Origin of the sequence: Klebsiella sp. K5-45, assembly GCF_030128605.1 — a bacterium.
GTDB classification, from domain to species: domain Bacteria; phylum Pseudomonadota; class Gammaproteobacteria; order Enterobacterales; family Enterobacteriaceae; genus Klebsiella; species Klebsiella quasipneumoniae.
On record NZ_JAKUZW010000004.1, the window covers coordinates 41,882 to 65,887 of the forward strand.

The following is a 24,006-nucleotide window of genomic DNA, read 5'->3' on the forward strand; positions in this document are numbered from 1 at the left end:
TAGCCTGCGAAGCATACTGTGCGCATCGACACGCTAAGGAGAACATCATGACCGCACCGATTCAGGATCTGCACGACGCCATCGCGCTGCTGCAACAGCATGACAATCAATACCTCGAAACCAATCATCCGGTGGACCCTAACGCCGAGCTGGCCGGCGTTTATCGCCATATCGGCGCCGGCGGCACCGTGAAGCGCCCCACCCGCATTGGCCCGGCGATGATGTTTAACAATATTAAGGGCTATCCGCATTCGCGCATTCTGGTGGGCATGCACGCCAGCCGCCAGCGGGCAGCGCTGCTGCTGGGCTGCGAAGCTTCGCAGCTGGCGCTGGAGGTGGGTAAAGCGGTGAAAACACCGGTCGCGCCGGTAGTCGTCCCGGCCGACAGCGCCCCCTGTCAGGAGCAGATCTTTCTGGCCGACGATCCGGACTTTGATTTGCGCACCCTGCTCCCGGCGCCCACCAACACCCCGATCGACGCCGGCCCCTTCTTCTGCCTGGGCCTGGCGCTGGCCAGCGATCCTGACGACGCCTCGCTCACCGACGTCACCATCCACCGCTTGTGCGTGCAGGGCCGGGATGAGCTGTCGATGTTTCTTGCCGCCGGCCGCCATATCGAAGTGTTTCGCCAGAAAGCCGAGGCAGCCGGAAAACCGCTGCCGATAACCATCAATATGGGTCTCGATCCGGCCATCTATATTGGCGCCTGCTTCGAAGCCCCCACCACGCCGTTTGGCTATAACGAACTGGGCGTGGCCGGCGCGCTGCGTCAGCGCCCGGTGGAGCTGGTGCAGGGCGTCAGCGTCCCGGAGAAAGCCATCGCCCGCGCCGAGATCGTTATTGAAGGCGAACTGCTGCCCGGCGTGCGCGTCAGAGAGGATCAGCACACCAACAGCGGCCACGCGATGCCGGAATTTCCCGGCTACTGCGGCGGCGCCAACCCGTCGCTGCCGGTGATCAAAGTCAAAGCGGTCACCATGCGGCACAATGCGATCCTGCAGACGCTGGTGGGACCGGGGGAAGAGCATACCACCCTCGCTGGGCTGCCGACGGAAGCCAGTATCTGGAATGCCGTCGAGGCTGCCATCCCGGGCTTCTTACAAAATGTCTACGCCCACACCGCGGGCGGCGGTAAATTTCTGGGGATCCTGCAGGTGAAAAAACGTCAGCCCGCCGACGAAGGTCGTCAGGGACAGGCTGCGCTGCTGGCACTGGCGACCTATTCCGAACTGAAAAACATCATTCTGGTTGATGAGGATGTCGATATCTTTGACAGCGACGATATCCTGTGGGCGATGACCACCCGCATGCAGGGGGATGTCAGCATCACCACCCTCCCCGGTATCCGCGGTCACCAGCTCGATCCTTCCCAGACGCCGGAATACAGTCCGTCGATCCGCGGGGAAGGTATCAGCTGCAAGACGATTTTTGACTGCACGGTCCCCTGGGCGCTGAAGCCACACTTTGAGCGTGCGCCGTTTGCCGATGTCGACCCGCGTCCGTTTGCTCCGGAGTATTTCGCCCGTCTGGAAAACGGCCACGGTCAGTAAGTCAGTCAAGCTGGGCGACTGGCGCCGGACACGCGGCGTCTGTCGCCCGATTCAGCGCCATCCGGAGCGGATGGCGAAGGCCGGGTTAATTAATCGCCGCGGCGAGGTCTTTTTTCACCTGCTCACGCTGCTCGGCAGTCAGCACCTGGCTGACGTCAAAGTAGTATTTCACACGATAGTAGCGCACCTGCTGATCCAGCTGGCCAAAAGCAGCCAGCTGCTGTTTGACTTTAGCTTCATCCCATTTCCCGGAGTGAATAACGTCGGCCAGGGCGCCGTCCTGATAGCCGCTGATTTTAATCTGGCTCACATTGTTTTCGAATCCCTGACGCAGCGCCTGGATTTTGGCGACCTGCTCCTCACTCAGCTTCAGATGCTGGACGACCGGGTCCTGCGAGACAGACGGCACGTCAGCCGAGGTCGACGCCTGGCTGGCGGCAGTGAAGCAGGTGGTCAGCGCAATGGCGATCAGGGTGTTACGCAAGCGTGTATTCACAATGAGTTATCCTTCAGGCAAGTAAAAGAGACGGGATTATCATCGCGGGAATAAAGCCTATCTGTAACAAAGCATTCGTTTAAAACTGGATAAGAAAAGAATGGCAGGTCACCGAAACCTCGCCCCGGTGGGGGCTCAGCAGCAGAGAAAGATATATTCATCCTTCCAGTAACGGCCCTGACCAATGATATCCCCGGCCGCAGTGATTAACCGTTTTTGCTTTTCGGTTTCGATCCCCTCCACAATCACATGCCCGGTCAGGGTATGAATAGCCTGTAACAGCCCAGGCAAAGCGGGATCGTTTTCTTTGTCCCAGAAATAATCTTTATCCACTTTGACGCAATCGAAGCGAAATCGCTCCAGCAGCCGGAAAGTCGTTCGTCCGCGTCCAAAGTCATCCAGCCAGACCGGGCAAAGCGCCGCCAGCGTGCTCAGCGCCGTCAGTTCGCGACCGGCGATAAACTCATGAAAATTCTCATTTATTTCCAGGGCGATGTATTTACTGGCGCGCAGAAAATCACACAGATAGCGATCGGTCAGAATAAAATGGCTTAATAAATCATCAATATTCAGCGAGATCGGCTTATTATCGACCTGGGAAAAATCAAAGACGGAAAGCAATTCGATTTGCCGGGTAAATAGTGCAAGCTTGTCGCGTTCGGTGAGCGTGGAGAAAGAAAACGTGGGCGCGGAGGTGTTATTTTGTGCGGGTGCTATAATGTCTTTAGTGAGCAATTCCCACGAGTGGTAGGCACCATCATCGCTAATAGCGGGCTCCAGAACGAAGCGATAAGAGGTATTTTTCACGTTTTCTTTAACCATTTAAAAAATACCAGAAATAAGAAAGGGTTAAAGCATGTCATATATTTCCCGCCAACAAAAATAGTTTAAAATGATCGATAAGAAACATTCGATAGCTAAAAGCTATCAAGATATAATTTATTGATCGGTAAAGTGAATTAATATAAATTTGCCACCGCTGTCATCCCCACCTAAGTCAAAATTAAAATATCGCTTCAAACCAGCTAGTTACAAAATAATCCAACACCAGGCATTGCGGCTTCATGCTTTTTCTCTACGGGGAAAAAAGCATGGAGTAATAAAACCGAAAAAAAACAAGCCGCCAGTTTTTGGCATTTTTATGCCGAAGATCAATAACGCATCACCCGGCACGGCCCGCCTGCCACGCCGTCTGCAGGCGATAAATCAGGCAGACGGGTCAACGAAACGTCATATTTTCCCGCTACCTTACTGGCAAAAGAGGCGAAGTGGGAAAAGGGTAGTGAGAAGAATATACGGGGTTCCGCTGGCGCTGATGCTAGTCATGCTCAGCGCCAGCGCGTGGCTGGAACCGGCTCCGCGGCATGCCGCCAGAGGCCTGTGCGTCTGGTTTGATGGAGCAATGGTCGACTGCCTGCAGAGGCAGCGGCTGGGCGAAGGGAGGCCCGCTCACGCGCTGGCCAGACGATAAACCGGTACCCGCCGGGTGGTATTGAACAGAGTGTCGCTGACCTCCACCTCCTCAGTGACAATGGCCATACCGGACCGGCGCAGCTGGGCAATGTCCGCCGCCACCCGCTGACTGCCGAACCAGAACAGGGCATCCAGCGCGGTAACCGGCAGGCCGGCGATTAATGCCTGCCGGAGTCGATCCCGGGCTGGTTTAATCTCCCGGGCGATCTGCTGGTACGGCGCCGCCGTTTGGCCCGTCGCCTCGACGCGACGAATACGGTTTGTCAGGTGGTAATGAAAGCTCTCCGGTACAGCCTGTAAATCCTGCTTCAAACTGTAGACGCAGCCGTAACGTTTGCCGTTGAAAACGGCGGCTTTACGACTGAGCTGCAGCGTCTCGCGAACGTCGGCGATCAGCTGCGGCGCGCGCACCAGCAGCAGGCGAAAAGGCAGCTCGAAGCTGGTGACATAGTCGACGTTCAGCAACGCAATGCGCAGACGCTCCTCTGCCCCGGCCTGCAGCTGACGGCACTCCTGATAGACTTCTCGCCACTGCTCCCGCAGCCGCGACGTTTCACCGGCTTCGGTAAACTGGTATTTTTCAATATCGTAATCAATTCTCCCGAGCACCGCACATTCCTTCCTGAATCAGTCCCGGCGTTATACTATCATCCTCCGGCGCGGTACCCTATGCCCAGCGCCGTCGCCTCTGTCGGTTATTTACGATAAAGATAACGGGTGATGACCACATCAAGAACAAACAGCAGGAAAATAACGCTGCTTAACCACAATAAGCCTGCGAATAAATCAAGTAATTGCATCGTTGTTCCCTCGCCGTTGGCCATAAAAATAAAGCCCCATCACCATAAGGTAGTTAAGAACTACCTTAACAGCCACAGATTAAAAATTATTTAGCGATATGAAATCCCGAGCCCTTGCAGGTTCATTTTACTGACATCAAATTGTCATCAAACAATGTCTATCATCAGCCGACGCCGCAGGATGGTTCCTGCCGTCATGGTATCGCCGGCAAACGCGCGACCGCACGGTTTAACAACACGGAATAATATCGCCCTACCTCACTCTTACTGTCATTGCATAATCTTATATCAGGCGCCATTACCATTCTGCTGAATAATCCGGAATGCGCTATAAGTCATAAACGCCCTGCTGATTGGTTGACCATGGAGAAATACGATGCCCAGCGAAAAAGCCCGCAGCCTTGACCATTTCTATGAGTTACTGGCGACAGGACAACATCAGAAAATCGAACTCGATTTTGACGTCGCCGCAGACGATTTTTTTAAAATCGCCACCGAGTTTGGCGACATTGGCGCGAGGATCACCCGGGTGAATGAGCGATTTATTATTAAGATCAAGTCGCCAAAAGGGTAAGCCTCTGCCCGCCTTCCCCGGCGGGCGTCAGGCCAGCATCATGCGGGCTCTGTGGCTCGCAGGGAGTCACAGCCTGCCCCTGATTGAACGCCCATCGCGTGGGTACGCTTTCCTGTTGGCGGGTGACACCTTGCGCCTGTTGGGCTTTGCCGCCGTCTCCAGGCCCGGAACCCTTTTTGACCCTGCGGTGATCCGGGTGGAGAAGATAACGATCGGTATCTTAAGCGCCGACCTGACCGACGGCTTCGGGCTGCCGGTGCGCCCCCATATTGACACCCTGCCCAAGCAAGAAGGGAACGGGGCCGGTCTGCCCGCGACTATCTGGTTCATTCCCGGGCCGCCGGCGCGTATCTCGCTCAGTGATAGCCTTCGCTGCCGGACACTTTGCCGCGAAAGACGTAATAGCTCCAGGCGGTATACATCAGGATCACCGGGATGATCAGCAGCGCCCCCGGCAGCATAAATACCTGGCTGGAGGGCGGCGCGGCGGCATCCCACAGGGAGATGTGCGGCGGAATAATGTTCGGCCAGACGCTGATTCCCAGCCCGCTGAAGCCGAGGAATATCAGGCCCAGCGTCAGGATAAAGGGACGAGCATGGCTTGCGGGGCGCGCACTCAGGCGCCAGATCCACAAGCTCAGGGTCAGCACCAGGATCGGCACCGGCACGAACCAGAAGAAATTGGGCAGCGTAAACCAGCGTTCCGCCACGTAGCGCCAGCCCAACGGCGTCCAGACGCTGACCACCGCGATCACCGCCATCAACGCCAGCAGCGCCTTGCGGGTCAGCTCGCGCATCCGTTGCTGCAACGCGCCTTCGCTTTTCATGATCAGCCACGTGGTGCCCAACAGCAGATAGGCTACTACCAGCCCCAGACCGCAGAACAGATTGAAGGGGGTAAGCCAGTCCAGCGTCGAGCCGGCGAAGCGGCGGTCAGCCACCGCAAAGCCGTTGATAAACGCGCCGACGACAATCCCCTGGCTGAAGGTCGCCAGCAGCGAGCCGCCAGCGAAGGCATAGTCCCAGAAGGTGCGATGCGAGGGAACCGCTTTAAAGCGAAACTCAAACGCCACGCCGCGGAAAATCAGGCCGATGAGCATCGCCGTCAGCGGGATAACCAGCGCATCGGTGATCACCGCGTAAGCCAACGGAAAGGCGCCGAACAGCCCTGCCCCGCCGAGCACCAGCCAGGTTTCGTTACCATCCCAGACGGGCGCCACGCTGTTAACCATCACGTCGCGCTCTTCGGCGTCATGCACCACGCTGAACAGCATTCCGATGCCTAAATCGAAACCATCCATCACGATATACATCAACGTGGCGAAGACAATGATGACAAACCAAATCACCGAGATATCGATGCTCATGATGCGTTCTCCTCATCCCGCACCGGCTCTGCCGCCGAGAGCGGACGCGCCGGGGTACCTGCGGTTTGCGAGGTCAGCTCCGTCACCGGCTGCGGCCCTTTTTTGATAAGCCGGAAGATATAGTAATACCCCACGCCAAACACCGCGCAGTAGACCACGATAAACACCAGCAGGCTAATAGCCATCTGCAGCGTACTGTGCAACGACACCGCGTCCCGGGTGCGCAGCAAACCGTAGATCACCCACGGCTGACGGCCCATCTCGGTGGTCACCCACCCGGCGACCAGCGCAATCAGACCGGCGGGACCCATACAGAGCGCAAACCACTGGAAGGGACGCGAATGGTACAGCCGCCGCCGATAGCGAAGCCAGGCGCTGCAGATCCCTAAGGCGATCATCAACACCCCCATCCCAACCATAATGCGAAACGACCAGAACACGGCGGGCGAATAGGGCCGGTCCTCTTTCGGGAAATCTTTCAGGGCCGGCACCTGCTTATGCAGGCTATGGGTGAGGATCAGGCTGCCGAGCGCCGGGATCTCCAGGCCATAGCGGGTGCGCTCCTGCTCCATATCCGGCAGACCAAACAGCAGCAACGGGGTGGCCTCGCCGGGCCGGTTTTCCCAGTGTCCTTCAATCGCCGCAATCTTCGCCGGCTGATGCTCAAGGGTGTTAAGGCCATGCATATCCCCCACCACCGCCTGGATGGGCGCCACCAGCAGCGCCATCCACATCGCCATCGACAGCATTTTGCGGATGGCCGGCGAGTCGTTGCCGCGCAGCAGATGCCAAGCGGCGGAGGCCCCGACGAACATGGCGCTACTGAGAAACGCGGCGATCGCCATATGGAATAAGCGATACGGGAACGAGGGATTAAAGATAATCGCCAGCCAGTCCTGCGGGATGAGGTGGCCATTTTCGAGGGTAAAACCCTGCGGCGTCTGCATCCAGCTATTGGAGGCGAGGATCCAGAAGGTGGAGACCAGGGTGCCAAGGGCTACCATGCAGGTGGTAAAAAAATGCAGCGCTGGCGGCACCTTGCTCCAGCCGAACAGCATCACGCCGAGGAATCCCGCTTCGAGGAAGAAGGCTGTCAGCACTTCATACAGCAGCAGCGGGCCGGTAATACTGCCGGCAAATTGAGAGAATCCGCTCCAGTTGGTGCCGAACTGATAGGACATGACTAATCCGGAAACCACGCCCATACCAAAATTGACGGCGAAAATTTTCAGCCAGAAGTTGTAGAGCGAGCGCCAGACGTTATCCCGGGTTCTCAGCCACATCCCCTCCAGCACCACAAGGTAGCTGGCAAGGCCGATGGTGATGGCCGGAAACAGAATATGGAAGGAAACGGTAAAGGCAAATTGCAGTCGGGCCAGATGAAACGCGTCAAATTCAAACATAATCCGCACCATCATTGTGAAACGCCCCGGCCGCAGCCGGGGCTTATGCGAACATCACTTAGCCGATGATGACGTGTTTTGCTTACCGGCGCCGAGTTCGGCGCCGGTCAAAGGATCACCCTGCGGGTCAGACTGTGTTCGCTTCAGCATCGCTTTGCACAGCGCTTCCTGCTCCGGCGTCAGGCCGACAGAGGCGCTGCCATCTCCGCCATCCACGGCCGGCTGCGGATCCTTGACATAATCGAAGTGTTTGTCACTGTTCCAGCTGCCGCGTACTTCTCCACCCTCAGACATATTGTAGTAGGTGTTCGCGTACTCGCTAATGGGCGGCAGTTTGCCCGGTGGATAGTTATTACGAATCGACTGCAGCGCTTTCTCAAAAGAGAGCTGATGCGCCGCTTCGCGAGTCATCAGGAACGCCAGCGCGTCCTTCACGCCGGGATCGTCGGTCACGTTGATCAGCCGTTCATAGACGATCTTCGCCCTCGCCTCCGCCGCGACGTTCGATCGCAGGTCTGCGGTGGGTTCGCCGATAGTATCAATGTAGGCCGCTGTCCACGGCACGCCCGCCGAGTTGGTCAGCGGAGTACCGCCGCCGTAGAGCAGCGACGTAATATGGCTGTCGTTGCCGTTGGCGGTGAGCGAACGATAGAGTTCCGCCTCGCTCTCGGTGCCCTCCGCCAGCGCCCCTTTGGCGCCTTTATTTAGCATGCCGACCAGGGTGCCAATGATCTCCAGATGGCTTAGCTCCTCTGTCGCGATATCCATCAGCATGTCTTTACGGCCGGGATCGTCATCGCTTAATCCCTGAGTGAAATAACGACACGCGGCGGCCAGCTCGCCCTGAGGGCCGCCAAACTGTTCGAGCAGTAAATTCGCGAGCCCCGGGTTGGGTTCAGCAACGCGCACGGTATACTGCAGTTGTTTCACATGACGAAACATAGGCCTGCCTCCTGGGTTATTTTTTCGCTTCTACGCCGTCAGCATCTGAACGCAGGAGAAACTGCTCCGTGGTCTGAGGAATATGTTTGATCAGCCAGTCGGCCATTTCCCGCTCTTCCGCCAGGATGGCCTCAATGGCTGGGATGGAGGCGGTATCGCCCGCTTTTTCAGCGGCCGCCAGCAGAGAGGTATAGCAGGCGATCTCAAACTGCTCGAAAACGTACCCGCTGATCGAGCCTTTGACGATTTCATCGGAAGGAAACATTCCGCCAATGGACTGGCCAAGAGCCGCCATTTTACTCATCGAATCTTTAATCACCGAGCGCGAAATGTCGTTGCGGTCGAGGATCTCTTCCAGCACGGTAATTTGCCGTTTGGTCTCATTAATATGCTGTTCGATTCTGGCACGGAGATCCGGATAATTATCGATACGGCCAGCCATTGATTCCAGCATGGATTCTGCCTGTTTTTCCATGGCATGCGCATCTCGTAGCCAGTCATGATAATGTTCAATGTGATTCATCGTGATTTCCTCGTGTCAGGGAGCGTTTATTTTTCCGCTTTTTTATTAATATTACCTACCGCCAGGTCGGTTAATTTAACATCGGTTTGCTTTTCTTCTTCCAGGGTTTCGGCCAGCAGTTTGACCGCTTTTTTATAACCCAACTGTTCCGCCAGGGTAACCAGGGTACCGTAACTGGCAATTTCGTAATGCTCGACCTTTTGCGCAGCGGCAATTAACGCGGCATCGCGTACCTCATTTTTTTCCGTGCTCTCAACGACTTCATTGGCCTCTTCGATCAATCCTTCCATGGCCACGCATTTCATGCGTTTGATTTTCAGACCAGATTCCTGCTCAATAATCTGGTCGATACGTTCAATCTGGCCCTGGGTTTCTTCAAGATGAGCATTGAACGCCGCGCTGAGTTTTTCACTGGACGCCGCTCTGGCCAGTTTTGCCAGCCCGCGGGTTAATTGTTTCTCTGCGCTGTAGGTATCTGAGAGCAGGTGAATAAATACATCTTCAATGCTTTTCATATTCATAGAAATACCTTCTGGAGTCAGAAAATAACTGCGAGTCTGTGACAGACTCGCAGGAGATACTTTCACTTCAGGGTGCAAGGAAAAGGATAATCAGGAATTATCGGACTTGCGGCCACCACCGTGGCTGTTTTGTCCGCCTTTTTTACCCGCTTCAGACGCACGCTGCGGATCGTTTTTAAAGTTCCCGCCGCTGTGCTGACCACCTTTACGACCTGCTTCAGAAGCTTTTTCACGGTCTTCAGCAAAATTTCCGGAACCACCACGATGCTCTGCCATATTTCACCTCATGTATATCGGTTATGTCAGTAAGATACGAAAATATTCCGTATCACTCGTCGTTCGATATTTAAATCTAGCGGGTAATGCTGGTTAGTCAAATTATTATCCCGTGTTTTTGATGCCTTTTAGGAGTAATTCGGAATAATTCTACAAAACACATCAAAAATAACCAGACGGTACATTACCGCTAACTTACTGTGTTCAGGGAAATAATGCACACAGAGCACCATTGTGGCAAAGAATTATTTATACCGGCGGAGTACTCCTGTTGGGTTATATAACGAAGCGGCAGTAATTCCCTTAGTCTGGTTGAAATTCAGATTTTTTCTTTTTTTAAGGCCAAAAAAAAAGCCGCTGGGGAAGCGGCTGGAAAATAAAACGGAGCGAATATCATGCCCTATTAAGCCTGGCATACATAAGGGGAATAGGCAAATAACCTAAAATAACCTCAACAAACCAGCCGCTAAATAAGCGAAGCGTGGAATACATTCACTGAGTGGAATATCACGCAGTTCCATTATAAGTACTCTACGCTTTATTTTTACTGTGGTTTATCGGCGGCAATAACGTTAGGTCACAATGCCTTTTCGCCTGCTGCTATCAGCCATTCTCTCCAGGAGAAGACTTTATGAAAGCACTCACTTATCATGGCCCCCATCATGTCAGCGTCGACACCATGCCCGACCCGGCCCTTGAGGCGCCGGACGATATTATTCTGCGCGTCACGGCGACGGCGATCTGCGGTTCCGATCTGCACCTTTACCGCGGTAAGATCCCCGGCACGCACCATGGTGATATTTTCGGCCATGAATTTATGGGGGAAGTGGTGGAAGCCGGTTCCGAGGTCACCGCGGTTCGTAAAGGTGATCGGGTGGTTATCCCGTTTGTCATCGCCTGCGGAGACTGCTTCTTTTGTCGCCTGCAGCAATATGCCGCCTGCGAAAGCACCAATAGCGGCCAGGGGGCGACGCTCAACCGAAAAGGCATTTCGCCACCGGCGGCCCTGTTCGGCTACAGCGATTTGTACGGCGGGATCCCAGGCGGCCAGGCGGAATATGTGCGCGTTCCCAAAGCCAATACCGGACCGTTTAAAGTGCCGGACACCTTACCCGATGAAAAGGTGCTGTTTCTGTCAGATATTCTGCCTACCGCCTGGCAGGCGGTAAAAAACGCCGAGGTCAAACCCGGCAGCAGCGTGGCTATTTTTGGCGCCGGCCCGGTTGGCCTGCTGTGTGCCTCCTGCGCCAGGCTCAATGGCGCAGAGCAGATATTTATCATCGATCATAACGATTACCGACTCGACTTCGCGCAGCGGCGCTATGGCGCGATCCCGATAAACTTCGACCACCATGACGATCCGGCGCAGTGGATTATCGACAACACCGCCGGCCATCGCGGCGTCGATGCGGTGATTGACGCCGTCGGCTTCGAGGCGAAAGGCAGCCTTACGGAAACCGTCCTCAGCACCCTGAAAATCGAGGGCAGCAGCGGGAAAGCGCTGCGCCAGTGCATCGCTGCCGTGCGCCGCGGCGGCATCGTCAGCGTGCCCGGGGTTTACGCCGGTTTCATTCACGGATTTATGTTTGGCGATGCCTTTGATAAGGGGCTGACCTTCAGAATGGGTCAAACCCACGTCCATGCCTGGTTGCCGGATCTACTGGCGCTTATTGAGCAAGGGTTGCTCACCCCGGAGGAGATTGTCACTCACCATATGCCTCTGGAGGAGGCCGCGCGCGGCTATCAGATCTTTGAGAAACGTGAAGAGGCATGCCGCAAAGTGATCCTCGTGCCGGGGATGCAGCCCGGAAAGGCAACGCTTTGAGGCGGAGATTAACGCAGCGAAATCCCTCGGAGGCCAGTCTGCGCCGTGCTATAAAAACAGCATGCGCTGGCCGGCCGTCGCTGATACAGCCGTTAACCACAGGGGAAGGAAATGCTCGAGTTACGCCCGAATTGCGAATGCTGTGATAAAGATCTGCCGCCAGACTCACGCGAAGCGTTTATCTGTTCGTTCGAGTGCACCTTTTGCCAGGACTGCATGACGGCGCGGCTTAACGGCCATTGCCCGAACTGCGGCGGCGAACTGGTGCGGCGCCCTGTGCGTCCCGAAGAGGCGCTCCGGCGCCACCCCGCCTCCACCCTGCGCCGCCATGGGCAGTAAAACCGGATGAGCAGGCGTAGCGAAAGGGAGCCCTCGGGCTCCCTTTCTTCATCCTTATTTCGCTGCCGAAAAGCGCCACTCTGCGGCGGTCGACAGCGTCACAAATGGCCCGGCAAGGGTGACATTGTGATGGCCAATGATGTCAGGCGCTGATAAACGTTCGTTATCCATGGTTGAGTGCGCATCTGAGATCAGCACCGTCCGTAATCCCAGCGCCGATGCCGCTCGGCAGGTCGTGTCCACGCAGAATTCGGTTTTCATCCCGGCAATAACCAGCTGTTTTACGCCGGCCTGAGCGAGCTGATGCGCAAGGTCAGTTTGCTGGAAACAGGAAGGGTACTTTTTAATAAAGACGATATCCCGCTCGCCGTTAACACCCATCTCAGGCAGCAGTTGAGTTAATGGACTTTGCGCGGAGAACGGAGAGTCGTCAGCTCCGGTATGGCGGGCAAAGAAGACGGGCACCTCAGCCTGTCTCGCTTTTTCAATCAGCAGGCAAACGTTCGCCAGAAGCGCATCGGCCTGATACGGGGAAACCGGGCCACGGAAAAGCCCCTGCTGCATATCGATAATTAACAGGGCATGCTCAGATGAAATCATGATGGGCCTCCATTCAGTCTGTCACGAACGGAGAGGTCTCTCCCCGTCCACATTGGCGGGGAGTGAGGATCTGTTTGTCAGGAGCCGGTCACAGATACGCCCACACCACCGCAGGTTACGGTCGTGGTGGTGACGGTGGTGGTTGGCTGCACTGACGTAATCATTATCTGACCTTCACTTATTCCTTACAGATAAAACATAAGCGCCATTAAAACGGCTCTTTTCTTATAGCATTGAGCTGAGACGGATGGCAATTTATGCGCGATCAACGCAGCCGCCAGCACATAAATCCCCCCTCCACAGAGAAAAGGCAAATCTATGCAACATGCTTATACCAGCAATATCACATGGACCGGCAATCAGGGCACGGGTACCTCGGGTTACAAGGCTTATGCCCGGACCTGGGATATCGCGGTAAAGGGAAAAGAACCCATTCATTGTTCAAATGATCCATTACTGGGCGGCGATCCCGGCAAAATGAACCCGGAAGATCTCCTGCTCTCTTCTCTCTCTGCCTGTCACATGCTGTGGTACTTACATCTGGCCTCAGATGCCGGCATTACGGTCATGGAATATCAGGACTCGCCGGTGGCAACGGGTGAAGTATTTAAAGGGGGCGCGGGTCGCTTTATTTCTGCCACCCTCAGGCCGAAAATCACCGTATTACCAGGAACCGATCTCGACGCCGCCACGGCCATTCATCAGCAGATCCATCACGTCTGTTTTATCGCCCGATCGGTCAATTTCCCGGTCAGTTACCAGCCTGAATTTATTATTTTTAACGCAGAGTAACGCGTTTCTGGGACGGTAATTCGGCGCGCAGGCGCTGTGCCGCACGGACAGATCAGATGGCTCCGCGCGGCAACAGCCACGTAGTGCCATCCATCGGTCTGTCAGCGCCCGGGTTAATCAGGAAGCATGCGAGGCCTTGCCGGTGGATGCCGCTAAGGCTGACAAAACCTGGGTATGGGCATAGCGTAATACTGATTTTATCTCGTCGGCAGAGATATCTGCCAGGCCAAACCCACGGAGCAAAAAAGCGCCTTCCACGGCAAGAAACGCGTGGCGCACGGCAACGTACTCCCCGCTCACCGAACGAAGCGGATCGAGGAGTGATCGGTAAAGACTTCGGACGGGTTCCAGCATGCCGGGAGCATGAACGAGCGCGGTGATAAGAAACGCCGCCATTTGGGTGGAGACGTCCTCTTCCGCCAAAGCCTCTTCGATATGCGCGAGTACGAGTTCGATCGGTCCCACCGGAGCGGCAGGAAGACGCTGCCGGACTGCCTCCTGAAAACGGGCCACTTCACGCTCCAGGACAGCGTGAATCAGACCGTCCTTGGAAGAAAAGGTATATACCAGGCCACCCTTGCTTATGCCGGCACGCTCGGCGACGGCATCCAGGGTGAATAATCGGCCACCCGACTCAAGAATCAGGCTTTCCGCGGCATCCAACACCTTTTCTTTATCGATCTCTTTTTTACGCGTCACAACTTCCCCTTGTCTTTTTCGACTGATCAGTCGCATAATATTTTCGACTAGCCAGTCAGATTAGCACTGCGACCCGGTAGCAACAAGATTGCTACTGCATTTTTCCACAACAACATATTTATAAGGCAATGAAATGGAAGAATTTGTACCATCTGCAGCCATCGCACATTTTGTCATGAAGGTGAAAGACGTTGAGTCGAGTTATGCCTTCTACCAGGGCCTGGGACTACGCGGTATCGACAAATTTCCGGAAATGGCAATCATTGAGCTTCGCGGCGGCACCCATCTCCTGTTAGCCGCGAAAGACGATCCCATGGCGGGTGCGCTTCACGCCAGCCGCGTTGGCCAGCGTCCTGATTTTATTAGCGAAAAGATTGATCTGATGATCGCCGGACACACCAGAGCCGATCTCGAAAAATATCGTGCCGAATTAATGGCTAACGGCTACTCCCCTGCGGATATTGCCGAAGCACCGCTGTATGGGCATGATTACTTCTCAATGCTGGATCCTGATGGCCATGGCGTGAGCGTCTATACCAGCCACTGTGGCGATAAGCCAGTGTGAGATAACGCCGGGTGGTGATGGCCCTCCTGTCCTGCTTCCCGCCTGTCGCCATCGTCCGCCCTGCCGTAGCTTACTGCAGCCTGACGCTCGTTAGCCCTGCGCCAGAGGCCGGTCTGATGTTGAAAAAGGCGTATCGGGTAGTGGTACCCACCGTCAGACCGTTTTTTTTCCTAACAGGCATATTTCGCTACAGACCGAAGCATCCTGCTCTGGTCGTCATTAGACTGCAGGGAAATTCACCACGGAGCAGACTTATGATTGCAGTACTTTTTGAGGCCGACGCCTTACCGGAAGCACAGGAAAGATATCTTCAGCTGGCGGCCGGGCTGACGCCTTTGCTTTCAGACACGCCGGGGTTTATTGCCATCGAGCGTTTTCAGAGCCTGAATTCGCCCGGCAAAATCCTTTCGCTATCCTGGTGGGAAGATGAAGCATCGGTGGCCAACTGGCAGCAAAATGAGCGGCATCTGGCTGCCCAGCGCGAAGGCAAAGCATCGATTTTTTCATACTACAGAATACGCGTTGCCCGCGTGTTCCGGGATTACTCATCGGATCGGGGAGCACAGCCAGATGTATGATATTCACATCATTCTCAGCAACACGCCGGGCTCGCTTGGCGCAATGGGTATAGCGCTGGGCAACAACGGTGTGGGCCTCGAAGGTGGTGGGGTATTCACCACGCCTGATGCCGGACATGCGCATTTTCTGGTGGAGGACGGTGAGACAGCCCGCAGGGTGCTGACCGAGGCCGGCTTTACGGTCAGCGATGTATGCCGTCCTCTGATACGTAAGTTACCCCAGGAACGCCCCGGGGAACTGGGAGACATTGCCGACACCCTTGCCCGCAACGGTATTAATATTCTGGTACAGTACAGCGACCACCGTAACCGGCTCATTCTTCTTACCGATGATGACACCCGGGCAGCGGAAGTGACCAAAAAATGGGCCATACTTTCTGAATGAATCTCCTGAAAACGCAGCAAGACAGTGAGCCAGAGGCGGCACTGGAAACCGCGATGGCGATGGTGGCCTCTGCCCTCTCTGACCCGTCAAGGGTCAGTATTCTCTGCGCGCTGATGGACGGGCGCGCATGGACGGCGACCGAGCTCAGCACGGTCGCCGAGGTCTCCGCCTCCACCACCAGCGGACATCTTGCCCGGCTGCTCAGCAACGGGCTGGTGGTGTGTCTCGCGCAGGGGCGCCACCGCTATTACCGCCTGGCGGGCCCGCATATCGCCGGGCTGCTGGAAAACCTGATGGGCGTCTCAATGCAGGCGCATAAGGCGCTGGCCACCAGCACGCCGGTGACGCTTCGCTACGCCCGCACCTGCTACGATCATCTGGCGGGCGAGCTGGCGGTGAAGATTTATGAGTGTATGCTGCGGGAAAAATGGCTGGCGGCCGATGGGCAGTCCCTGACGTCAGCCGGTAAAACCCAGCTTGAAAGCCTGGGCGCGGTACTTAACGCTCGCCCGCGACGTAAGCCTTGTTGCCCCTGTCTTGACTGGAGCGAAAGACGTTTTCATCTGGGAGGCGACGCCGGTTCGGCGCTGATGGCGCTGTTTGAGCAGAAAGGATGGATAACCCGCGCGCCGGGATATCGGGAAGTGCAAGTGACGGATAGCGGCAGAGCGGCGCTGTCCCGGCTGTTTAATCTGAAGGTGGGTGGATAGCCTGAGTTTAGGCTACATCACATTTTCGCCGAACGGCACCGGTTTAAGCCGGTCGGGCCATCAGTAAGACCCCTGGCGTTCAATCCATACCCACTTGCGATCTCGCGGTAAACTGAGCTAGCCCTGTTGTAAGCGCATGGCTTTGATGGACATTGTGTTGCGGGAAATCGACCATGGTACCGCGCAGCGAGCGTCCGGCAAAATAACGGCCTGAATGCGATAAAAAAACGGGAGCCCATCGGCTCCCGCTTTAACTTAATCCACTAACGGGATTACATGTTCGCGATGATCGCGTCACCAAACTCGCTACATTTCAGTAGTTTAGCGCCTTCCATCAGACGTTCGAAGTCATAGGTCACGGTCTTGGCAGCGATAGCGCCTTCCATGCCTTTAACGATCAGGTCTGCGGCTTCGAACCACTGCATGTGGCGCAGCATCATCTCTGCGGACAGGATGATGGAGCCCGGGTTCACTTTGTCCTGGCCAGCATACTTCGGCGCAGTACCGTGAGTCGCTTCGAACAGCGCGCACTCGTCGCCGATATTGGCGCCCGGGGCGATACCGATACCGCCAACCTGTGCCGCCAGCGCGTCAGAGATATAGTCGCCGTTGAGGTTCATACAGGCGATAACGTCGTATTCCGCCGGACGCAGCAGGATCTGCTGCAGGAAGGCGTCGGCGATCACGTCTTTTACCACGATCTCTTTGCCGGTGTTCGGGTTCTTGATTTTCACCCACGGGCCGCCGTCGATCAGCTCGCCGCCGAACTCTTCGCGAGCCAGCTGGTAGCCCCAGTCTTTGAACGCGCCTTCGGTGAACTTCATAATGTTGCCTTTGTGCACCAGAGTGACGGAATCACGATCGTTGGTGATCGCATACTCAATGGCTGCACGAACCAGACGTTTGGTGCCTTCTTCAGAGCACGGCTTGATGCCGATGCCGCAATGTTCCGGGAAGCGAATTTTCTTCACGCCCATCTCATCGCGCAGGAATTTGATCACTTTGTCTGCTTCAGCAGAGTCGGCTTTCCACTCGATGCCTGCATAGATATCTTCGGAGTTTTCACGGAAGATAACCATGTCGGTCAGTTCCGGGTGCTTAACCGGGCTCGGGGTGCCCTGGTAGTAACGTACCGGACGCAGGCAGACGTAGAGATCCAGCTCCTGGCGCAGCGCCACGTTCAGGGAACGAATGCCGCCGCCGACTGGGGTAGTCAGAGGACCTTTGATAGCAACGCGGTAGTCACGAATCAGATCGAGGGTTTCAGCTGGCAGCCAGACATCCTGGCCATAGACGTGTGTCGATTTCTCACCGGTGTAAACTTCCATCCAGGAAATTTTACGCTCGCCCTTATAGGCTTTCTCAACGGCGGCATCAACCACTTTCAGCATCGCTGGGGTAACGTCAACGCCGATACCGTCACCTTCAATGAACGGGATAATCGGATTGTGAGGGACGTTCAGTTTGCCGTTTTGCAGGGTGATTTTTTGACCTTCCGCCGGAACTACTACTTTGCTTTCCATTAACCTCTCCTTCGAGCGCTTCTGGTTCTGCTCTTCCCTCTTCACGCGAGCCTGGTGTTGGCTGAGTCGGCCAGCTTCGGAGTACCGGGTCTTCCCGCTAACCGGAGCTATCGCGTCCGTGTCGCCTTCCTGCCTGTAGTGCGAATCGGTTTGAGCAATTTTTTGTTAATAATTTGTAATGAGCATGTCAATACTACCTGAATGTTTGCGTCCATGAAAGGCATTCGTAATTAGGCTATAATGCGGCAATTGATAGAGCCTGAAAATACCATGCAGAAAACTTCATTTAGAAAACATCGCGTTGAGCGATTCAGCACACAACAAGTCACCAGACAACGTAAAGAACGCCAGCCAAAAACTGTGATCTTGTTCAATAAACCCTATGATGTGTTGCCGCAATTTACCGACGAGGCCGGGCGCAGCACGCTGAAAGATTTTATTCCGGTGGCGGGCGTCTATGCTGCCGGTCGGCTCGATCGCGACAGCGAAGGCCTGCTGGTGCTGACCAACGACGGCGCGCTGCAGGCGAAGCTGACCCAGCCGGGTAAGCGCACCGGCAAGATCTACTATGTTCAGGTGGAAGGCGAACCCACGCCCGAGGCGCTGACCGCCTTGCGCGACGGCGTCACCCTCAACGACGGCCCCACCCTGCCTGCCGACGTAGAACTTGTGGAGGAACCCGTCTGGCTGTGGCCGCGCAACCCGCCGATTCGTGAGCGCAAATCGATTCCCACCCGCTGGCTGAAAATTACGCTCTACGAGGGACGCAACCGCCAGGTGCGCCGGATGACCGCCCACGTCGGCTTCCCCACCCTGCGTCTGATCCGCTACGCCATGGGCGGCTATACACTCGACGGACTGGCCAACGGCGACTGGCGCAAAGCCGAATAACTGAAAAGGAAAAGCGATGTTTAAACCTCATGTCACCGTTGCCTGCGTGGTTCACGCCCAGGATAAATTTCTCATCGTCGAAGAAACCATTAACGGCAAAGCGCTGTGGAACCAGCCGGCGGGCCATCTCGAGGCCAATGAAACGCTGCTGCAGGCCGCTGAACGTGAACTGTGGGAAGAGACCGGCATTCGCGCCACGCCGCAGCACTTCATCCGTATGCATCAGTGGCTGGCTCCCGATAACACCCCGTTTCTGCGCTTCCTGTTCGCTATCGAACTTAGCGATCCGTGCGCCACTGAACCGCACGACAGCGATATCGATCGCTGCCTGTGGCTCAGTGCTGAGGAAATTCTTAACGCGCCAAACCTGCGCTCGCCGCTGGTTGCCGAAAGCATTCGCTGCTACCTGCAGGACCCGCGGCAGCCGCTGTCGCTGATTGGCGCCTTTAACTGGCCGTTCACAGGGGGTGAATGAACGGTGAGCGCGTGCTAGAATACGCCGCCTCGAAGTTCAATGTAGCGAGTATTTCCATGTCAGAAAGCCAGAAAAAAGTGATCGTCGGCATGTCCGGCGGCGTCGACTCCTCGGTCTCCGCGTACCTGTTGCTGCAGCAAGGGTATAAGGTGGAAGGCCTGTTCATGAAGAACTGGGAGGAAGACGACGGCGAGGAATACTGCACCGCCGCCGCCGACCTTGCCGATGCGCAAGCGGTCTGCGATAAGCTGGGCATTGAACTGCACACCGTTAACTTTGCCGCCGAATATTGGGATAACGTCTTTGAGCTCTTCCTGGAAGAGTACAAAGCCGGCCGCACGCCGAACCCGGATATTCTGTGCAATAAAGAGATCAAATTTAAAGCCTTCCTCGAGTTTGCTGCCGAAGACCTCGGCGCCGACTACATCGCCACCGGGCACTATGTGCGCCGCGCCGATGTCGACGGTAAAAGCCAGCTGCTGCGCGGCCTCGACGGCAATAAAGATCAGAGCTACTTCCTTTATACCCTCAGCCACGAGCAGATTGCCCAGAGCCTGTTCCCGGTGGGTGAACTGGAAAAACCGCAGGTGCGTAAGATCGCCGAAGAGCTGGATCTGGTCACCGCGAAGAAAAAAGATTCCACCGGCATCTGCTTTATCGGCGAGCGTAAATTCCGCGATTTCCTTGGCCGTTACCTGCCGGCGCAGCCGGGCAAAATCCTCACCGTCGACGGCGAGGAGATCGGTACCCATCAGGGGCTGATGTACCACACCCTGGGCCAGCGTAAAGGGCTAGGTATCGGCGGCACCAAAGAGGGTAGCGAAGATCCATGGTACGTGGTCGATAAAGACGTTGAGAATAATATTCTTATCGTCGCCCAGGGCCATGACCACCCGCGCCTGATGTCCGTCGGTCTGATTGCCCAACAGCTGCACTGGGTAAACCGTGAACCGCTGCAGGGCACCCTGCGCTGCACGGTGAAAACCCGCTATCGCCAGACCGATATCCCCTGCACCGTTACCGCGCTGGATGAAGACCGTATCGAAGTCCGCTTCGATGAGCCGGTCGCGGCGGTGACACCGGGCCAGTCCGCGGTATTCTATTTGGGTGAAGTGTGTCTCGGCGGCGGAATTATTGAACAACGACTGCCTCTGCAGTCCTGAACGCGCGTTATTTCCGCCGGGACGAACCGCCCCGGCGGCTGACAAGGAGTATGTGTGGCGAAGAATTACTATGACATCACCCTGGCGCTGGCTGGCGTTTGCCAGGCGGCGCGACTGGTTCAGCAACTGGCGCATCAGGGACATTGCGACAGCGATGCCCTGCATGTGTCGCTGAACAGCATCATCGACCTCGATCCCGAGTCGACGCTGGCGGTGTTCGGTGGCAGTGAAGCCAATCTTCGCCTCGGCCTTGAAACGCTGCTCGGGGTGCTCAATACCAGCAGTCGCCAGGGCCTCAATGCGGAACTCACCCGCTATACCCTGAGCCTGATGGTGCTGGAGCGCAAGCTCGCCGCCAGTAAAGGGGCGATGGACACGCTCGGCAACCGCATCGCCGGCCTGCATCGTCAGCTGGAGCACTTTGACCTGCAGTCCGAAACGCTGCTCAGCGCCATGGCGGGCATCTATGTCGACGTGATAAGCCCGCTGGGCCCGCGTATTCAGGTGACCGGCTCCCCTGCCGTGCTGCAAAGCCCGCAGGTGCAGGCGAAAGTTCGCTCAGCGCTGCTGGCGGGTATTCGCGCCGCGGTGCTCTGGCATCAGGTGGGCGGCGGACGTCTCCAGCTTATGTTTTCCCGTAATCGTCTGGTTAACCAGGCAAAGCAAATTCTTGCTCATTTAACCCCGGAGTTGTGATCTATGGAATTATCCTCACTGACCGCCGTTTCCCCTGTAGACGGCCGCTACGGCGATAAAGTCAGCGCGCTGCGCGGTATCTTCAGCGAATTCGGTTTGCTGAAATTCCGCGTTCAGGTGGAAGTACGTTGGCTGCAAAAACTGGCCGCCCACGCAGCGATCAAGGAAGTTCCTGCTTTTGCTGCCGACGCAAACGGTTTCCTTGACAAAATCGTCGCCGATTTCAGCGTCGAAGACGCCGAGCGCATCAAAACCATCGAGCGCACCACTAATCACGATGTGAAAGCGGTAGAGTACTTTCTGAAAGAGAAAGTCGCTGACATCGCCGAACTGCACGCCGTGTCGGAGTTTATTCACTTCGCCTGTACGTCCGAAGACATCAATAACCTCTCCCACGCGCTGATGCTGAAAACCGCCCGCGACGAAGTGGTTCTGCCTTACTGGCGCAAACTGATTGACGCGGTAAAAGATCTGGCGACCCAGTACCGCGATGTGCCGCTGCTCTCCCGTACCCACGGCCAGCCAGCGACACCGTCCACCATGGGTAAAGAGATGGCCAACGTCGCCTACCGTATGGAGCGCCAGTACCGTCAGCTGAACCAGGTGGAAATCCTTGGTAAAATCAACGGCGCGGTGGGTAACTACAACGCCCACATCGCCGCTTACCCGGAAGTCGACTGGCATCAGTTCAGCGAAGAGTTTGTTACTTCGCTGGGCATTCAGTGGAACCCGTACACCACGCAGATCGAGCCGCATGACTATATCGCTGAGCTGTTTGACTGCATCGCGCGCTTTAACACCATTCTGATCGACTTCGATCGCGACGTGTGGGGCTACATCGCGCTCAACCACTTCAAACAGAAGACCATCGCCGGGGAAATCGGCTCCTCCACCATGCCGCACAAGGTGAACCCGATTGACTTCGAAAACTCCGAAGGCAACCTCGGCCTGGCCAATGCGGTCATGCAGCACCTGGCCAGCAAACTGCCGGTTTCCCGCTGGCAGCGCGACCTGACCGACTCCACCGTCCTGCGTAACCTCGGCGTGGGCATCGGCTATGCGCTGATCGCCTATCAGTCCACCCTCAAAGGGATCAGCAAGCTGGAGCTGAACCAGGATCGCCTGCTGGACGAACTGGATCACAACTGGGAAGTACTGGCTGAGCCGATCCAGACCGTGATGCGTCGTTACGGTATCGAAAAACCGTACGAGAAGCTGAAAGAGCTGACCCGCGGCAAACGCGTGGACGCGGAAGGGATGAAGCAGTTTATTGACAGCCTCGCCCTGCCGGAAGAGGAAAAAGTGCGTCTCAAAGCGATGACCCCGGCCAACTATATCGGTCGGGCAACCACCATGGTTGACGAGCTGAAGTAATCGCCCTGCCCCTCTTTCCGCCGGAAAGAGGGGTGTTTTATCGCCGGAAAGCGATCAGATCCAAACGTCGTTCACTGCCGTCCGCTCGCCGCCCTCGTGGCCGGTATTTAACACCCCGCGCGGTTCAATCAGCATCAGCTTCGCTTCCGTCTCCGCCGAGGTCTTATGTTCCACCCCTCGCGGCACGACGATCATCTCCCCGGCCTTCACCAGCACATGTCCGTCGCGGAAGTCCACGCGCAATACCCCCTCCACCACCATCAGCGTCTCATCGGTTTCCGGGTGGCTGTGCCAGATAAAGTCGCCGGCGATGCGCACGATCTTGAACTGATAGTCATTCATTTCGGCCACCACTTTGGGCTGCCATTGTTCGCTGAACAGGGAAAATTTCTGAGCAAGATTAGCGAGTTGATACATAGGCTGTCTCCTTGTGATAAAGGCAGTCAGCATAGTTCGCCTCGCCGCGTTCACGCTTGAACGATTGTGCAACCTGCGCCGCCTTAGCCGCGGATCGCCCGCAGCCAGCGCCCCGGAGAGAGGCCAAAGCGGCTGATAAACTGGCGCGTCATGTGGCTCTGGTCGGCAAACCCCGCGTCAGCGGCAATATCCACCAGACGCTCCCCGGCGCGCATCCGCTGGCGACAAAAATCGAGCCGGCGCATCATGACGTAGCGCCACGGGCTGGTGCCGTACAGCGTTCTGAAATCACGGCTCAGGCTCCAGCGGTCCCGGCCGCTGACCTGCGACAAGGTGTCGAGGGTCATATCCTGCATAAAACAGGCATGGATATACTCCCGAGCCCTCTCCGCCGCCTGATAATCAAACGCCTGGCGACGGGAACGCTGCCCGCCGACCACGGCCAGGGTCTGCGCCAGGTCGTACAGGGCGTCTTCTTCCTCCAGCGGCTCGAAGGTATCCGTGACCGCTTTCAACAGCGGCTGCACGGCGCGACCTAGCCGTGGATCCGCCGACAGGCCGCCGGGGATAAACGGCAATGGCCTGCCGCCGAGTATCTTCTGGATCAGCGCTGGCTCAATGTAGACCATGCGGTAGTGAAACCCCGCCTCGGTGCCCGCCTCGCCATCGTGTATTTCGTCCGGGTGAAGGACCATCGTCCCGCCGGGCAGACTGTGCTGTAGCCCGCCGCGATAGTGAAAGCTCTGCACGCCGGCGATCGTCTGGCCGATGGCGTAGGTATCATGCCGGTGCGGCTCGTAGCCGTGGCCGCCGAAGAAGGCTTCGATGCGCTCCGTGCGGCTGGGCGATTGCGCCAGCCTGACCCAATCCGCGCTCTGCTGCTGAGACATAATGAATAACCTGCGGCGTTCTTGAGGGAGGATTCGAGCACTATTACACAAAAAATTAACATCACCAACCCGCTCACTGCCGCGCCCAGCCGCTGGGCGTTTGCTGAAATTACGCATAGAATGAAGGAGTTCCATACCCGCTGCGCAAAAGGCGCCGCT

Annotated in this window: 30 protein-coding genes; 15 read left to right on the plus strand and 15 right to left on the minus strand. The window is 56.4% G+C overall.

Going from position 1 to position 24,006, the window contains the following annotated elements; genetic code table 11:
* Positions 1–47 precede the first annotated feature (47 nt).
* Positions 48–1,550, plus strand: a complete 1,503-nt coding sequence (locus MKS11_RS09425; protein WP_284109511.1) for a UbiD family decarboxylase — start codon at positions 48–50, stop codon at positions 1,548–1,550.
* Positions 1,551–1,635: 85 nt separating this feature from the next.
* On the opposite strand, the gene MKS11_RS09430 is transcribed toward MKS11_RS09425, so the two are convergent.
* From MKS11_RS09430 to MKS11_RS09445, 4 genes are all read right to left on the minus strand, one after another.
* Positions 1,636–2,046 carry a Spy/CpxP family protein refolding chaperone gene (locus tag MKS11_RS09430; RefSeq protein ID WP_017898654.1) on the minus strand — a complete coding sequence of 137 codons (411 nt, stop codon included), beginning with the start codon at positions 2,044–2,046 and terminating at the stop codon, positions 1,636–1,638.
* Positions 2,047–2,181: 135 nt separating this feature from the next.
* Positions 2,182–2,868 (minus strand): EAL domain-containing protein, encoded by a 687-nt coding sequence (locus MKS11_RS09435; protein ID WP_004203719.1) that lies wholly within the window; start codon positions 2,866–2,868, stop codon positions 2,182–2,184.
* Positions 2,869–3,294: 426 nt separating this feature from the next.
* Entirely contained in the window at positions 3,295–3,450 is a 156-nt protein-coding gene (locus MKS11_RS09440) for a hypothetical protein (protein WP_032425982.1), read from the minus strand.
* Between the two features lie 45 nt (positions 3,451–3,495).
* On the minus strand, positions 3,496–4,128 hold the full coding sequence (locus tag MKS11_RS09445; RefSeq protein ID WP_114267605.1) for a helix-turn-helix domain-containing protein: 633 nt from the start codon (positions 4,126–4,128) through the stop codon (positions 3,496–3,498).
* Between the two features lie 567 nt (positions 4,129–4,695).
* Between MKS11_RS09445 and MKS11_RS09450 the strand changes: the two genes are divergently transcribed.
* Both MKS11_RS09450 and MKS11_RS09455 read left to right on the plus strand, forming a co-directional pair.
* Positions 4,696–4,893 (plus strand): hypothetical protein, encoded by a 198-nt coding sequence (locus tag MKS11_RS09450; RefSeq protein WP_284109512.1) that lies wholly within the window; start codon positions 4,696–4,698, stop codon positions 4,891–4,893.
* 40 nt (positions 4,894–4,933) lie between these two features.
* On the plus strand, positions 4,934–5,332 hold the full coding sequence (locus MKS11_RS09455; RefSeq protein WP_072042507.1) for an FUSC family protein: 399 nt from the start codon (positions 4,934–4,936) through the stop codon (positions 5,330–5,332).
* Here the strand turns inward: MKS11_RS09455 and cydB are convergent.
* From cydB to MKS11_RS09485, 6 genes are all read right to left on the minus strand, one after another.
* Complete coding sequence (gene cydB / locus MKS11_RS09460) at positions 5,250–6,260, minus strand: cytochrome d ubiquinol oxidase subunit II (RefSeq protein WP_023317966.1); 1,011 nt, start codon at positions 6,258–6,260, stop codon at positions 5,250–5,252. The two genes, MKS11_RS09455 and cydB, sit on opposite strands and share 83 nt — an antisense overlap.
* Positions 6,257–7,663: a cytochrome ubiquinol oxidase subunit I gene (locus tag MKS11_RS09465; protein ID WP_004203714.1), complete on the minus strand. Its 1,407-nt coding sequence runs from the start codon at positions 7,661–7,663 to the stop codon at positions 6,257–6,259. The genes cydB and MKS11_RS09465 overlap by 4 nt, the downstream gene beginning before the upstream one ends.
* A 54-nt stretch (positions 7,664–7,717) precedes the next feature.
* Positions 7,718–8,605, minus strand: coding sequence for a manganese catalase family protein (locus tag MKS11_RS09470; protein ID WP_004140512.1), 888 nt, complete (start codon positions 8,603–8,605; stop codon positions 7,718–7,720).
* Positions 8,606–8,621: 16 nt separating this feature from the next.
* Complete coding sequence (locus tag MKS11_RS09475; protein ID WP_004203713.1) at positions 8,622–9,128, minus strand: ferritin-like domain-containing protein; 507 nt, start codon at positions 9,126–9,128, stop codon at positions 8,622–8,624.
* A 26-nt stretch (positions 9,129–9,154) separates the two neighbouring features.
* Complete coding sequence (locus tag MKS11_RS09480) at positions 9,155–9,649, minus strand: ferritin-like domain-containing protein (RefSeq protein WP_008807707.1); 495 nt, start codon at positions 9,647–9,649, stop codon at positions 9,155–9,157.
* A 90-nt stretch (positions 9,650–9,739) separates the two neighbouring features.
* Positions 9,740–9,925, minus strand: coding sequence for a general stress protein (locus MKS11_RS09485; protein ID WP_004150795.1), 186 nt, complete (start codon positions 9,923–9,925; stop codon positions 9,740–9,742).
* Positions 9,926–10,556: 631 nt separating this feature from the next.
* Here MKS11_RS09485 and MKS11_RS09490 point away from each other — a divergent pair.
* Together MKS11_RS09490 and MKS11_RS09495 are read left to right on the plus strand one after the other, a co-directional pair.
* Positions 10,557–11,750 (plus strand): zinc-dependent alcohol dehydrogenase, encoded by a 1,194-nt coding sequence (locus MKS11_RS09490; protein WP_004203711.1) that lies wholly within the window; start codon positions 10,557–10,559, stop codon positions 11,748–11,750.
* Positions 11,751–11,861: 111 nt separating this feature from the next.
* Positions 11,862–12,089 (plus strand): DUF1272 domain-containing protein, encoded by a 228-nt coding sequence (locus MKS11_RS09495; protein ID WP_004203710.1) that lies wholly within the window; start codon positions 11,862–11,864, stop codon positions 12,087–12,089.
* 54 nt (positions 12,090–12,143) lie between these two features.
* On the opposite strand, the gene MKS11_RS09500 is transcribed toward MKS11_RS09495, so the two are convergent.
* Complete coding sequence (locus MKS11_RS09500) at positions 12,144–12,689, minus strand: cysteine hydrolase family protein (RefSeq protein ID WP_048294493.1); 546 nt, start codon at positions 12,687–12,689, stop codon at positions 12,144–12,146.
* Between the two features lie 318 nt (positions 12,690–13,007).
* Here MKS11_RS09500 and MKS11_RS09505 point away from each other — a divergent pair, with 318 nt between their 5' ends.
* On the plus strand, positions 13,008–13,481 hold the full coding sequence (locus MKS11_RS09505) for an OsmC family protein (protein WP_087771623.1): 474 nt from the start codon (positions 13,008–13,010) through the stop codon (positions 13,479–13,481).
* A 117-nt stretch (positions 13,482–13,598) separates the two neighbouring features.
* On the opposite strand, the gene MKS11_RS09510 is transcribed toward MKS11_RS09505, so the two are convergent.
* Positions 13,599–14,180 (minus strand): TetR/AcrR family transcriptional regulator, encoded by a 582-nt coding sequence (locus MKS11_RS09510; protein ID WP_025368242.1) that lies wholly within the window; start codon positions 14,178–14,180, stop codon positions 13,599–13,601.
* 133 nt (positions 14,181–14,313) lie between these two features.
* Between MKS11_RS09510 and MKS11_RS09515 the strand changes: the two genes are divergently transcribed.
* The 4 genes from MKS11_RS09515 to MKS11_RS09530 all read left to right on the plus strand — a co-directional run bounded on the left by MKS11_RS09515 (position 14,314) and on the right by MKS11_RS09530 (position 16,418).
* The gene (locus MKS11_RS09515; RefSeq protein WP_023339918.1) at positions 14,314–14,745 is read left to right on the plus strand and encodes a VOC family protein; all 432 of its coding nucleotides are present in this window, start codon (positions 14,314–14,316) and stop codon (positions 14,743–14,745) included.
* Positions 14,746–14,999: 254 nt separating this feature from the next.
* On the plus strand, positions 15,000–15,323 hold the full coding sequence (locus MKS11_RS09520) for an antibiotic biosynthesis monooxygenase (protein ID WP_004203706.1): 324 nt from the start codon (positions 15,000–15,002) through the stop codon (positions 15,321–15,323).
* Positions 15,316–15,708 carry an amino acid-binding ACT domain-containing protein gene (locus MKS11_RS09525; protein ID WP_004203705.1) on the plus strand — a complete coding sequence of 131 codons (393 nt, stop codon included), beginning with the start codon at positions 15,316–15,318 and terminating at the stop codon, positions 15,706–15,708. The genes MKS11_RS09520 and MKS11_RS09525 overlap by 8 nt, the downstream gene beginning before the upstream one ends.
* Complete coding sequence (locus tag MKS11_RS09530; protein WP_023317962.1) at positions 15,705–16,418, plus strand: helix-turn-helix transcriptional regulator; 714 nt, start codon at positions 15,705–15,707, stop codon at positions 16,416–16,418. Before MKS11_RS09525 ends, MKS11_RS09530 begins: the two co-directional genes overlap by 4 nt.
* A 272-nt stretch (positions 16,419–16,690) precedes the next feature.
* On the opposite strand, the gene icd is transcribed toward MKS11_RS09530, so the two are convergent.
* The gene (icd, locus tag MKS11_RS09535) at positions 16,691–17,941 is read right to left on the minus strand and encodes an NADP-dependent isocitrate dehydrogenase (RefSeq protein WP_004150800.1); all 1,251 of its coding nucleotides are present in this window, start codon (positions 17,939–17,941) and stop codon (positions 16,691–16,693) included.
* A gap of 240 nt (positions 17,942–18,181) precedes the next feature.
* On the opposite strand from icd, the gene rluE reads away from it, so the two are divergent.
* The 5 genes from rluE to purB are packed head-to-tail and all read left to right on the plus strand — an operon-like array spanning position 18,182 to position 22,540.
* The gene (rluE, locus tag MKS11_RS09540; RefSeq protein ID WP_004206640.1) at positions 18,182–18,832 is read left to right on the plus strand and encodes a 23S rRNA pseudouridine(2457) synthase RluE; all 651 of its coding nucleotides are present in this window, start codon (positions 18,182–18,184) and stop codon (positions 18,830–18,832) included.
* A gap of 16 nt (positions 18,833–18,848) precedes the next feature.
* Positions 18,849–19,307 (plus strand): NUDIX hydrolase, encoded by a 459-nt coding sequence (locus tag MKS11_RS09545; RefSeq protein WP_004206639.1) that lies wholly within the window; start codon positions 18,849–18,851, stop codon positions 19,305–19,307.
* A 56-nt stretch (positions 19,308–19,363) separates the two neighbouring features.
* A complete protein-coding gene (mnmA, locus tag MKS11_RS09550; RefSeq protein WP_064177984.1) occupies positions 19,364–20,470 on the plus strand; it encodes a tRNA 2-thiouridine(34) synthase MnmA in 1,107 nt (368 codons plus the stop codon).
* Positions 20,471–20,524: 54 nt separating this feature from the next.
* A complete protein-coding gene (hflD, locus tag MKS11_RS09555; protein ID WP_004140557.1) occupies positions 20,525–21,166 on the plus strand; it encodes a high frequency lysogenization protein HflD in 642 nt (213 codons plus the stop codon).
* 3 nt (positions 21,167–21,169) lie between these two features.
* Positions 21,170–22,540 (plus strand): adenylosuccinate lyase, encoded by a 1,371-nt coding sequence (purB, locus tag MKS11_RS09560; protein ID WP_004150804.1) that lies wholly within the window; start codon positions 21,170–21,172, stop codon positions 22,538–22,540.
* A 54-nt stretch (positions 22,541–22,594) separates the two neighbouring features.
* On the opposite strand, the gene MKS11_RS09565 is transcribed toward purB, so the two are convergent.
* A complete protein-coding gene (locus MKS11_RS09565; RefSeq protein WP_087771214.1) occupies positions 22,595–22,957 on the minus strand; it encodes a cupin domain-containing protein in 363 nt (120 codons plus the stop codon).
* A gap of 83 nt (positions 22,958–23,040) precedes the next feature.
* Positions 23,041–23,847, minus strand: coding sequence for an AraC family transcriptional regulator (locus tag MKS11_RS09570; protein WP_004206637.1), 807 nt, complete (start codon positions 23,845–23,847; stop codon positions 23,041–23,043).
* Positions 23,848–24,006: the final 159 nt, after the last annotated feature.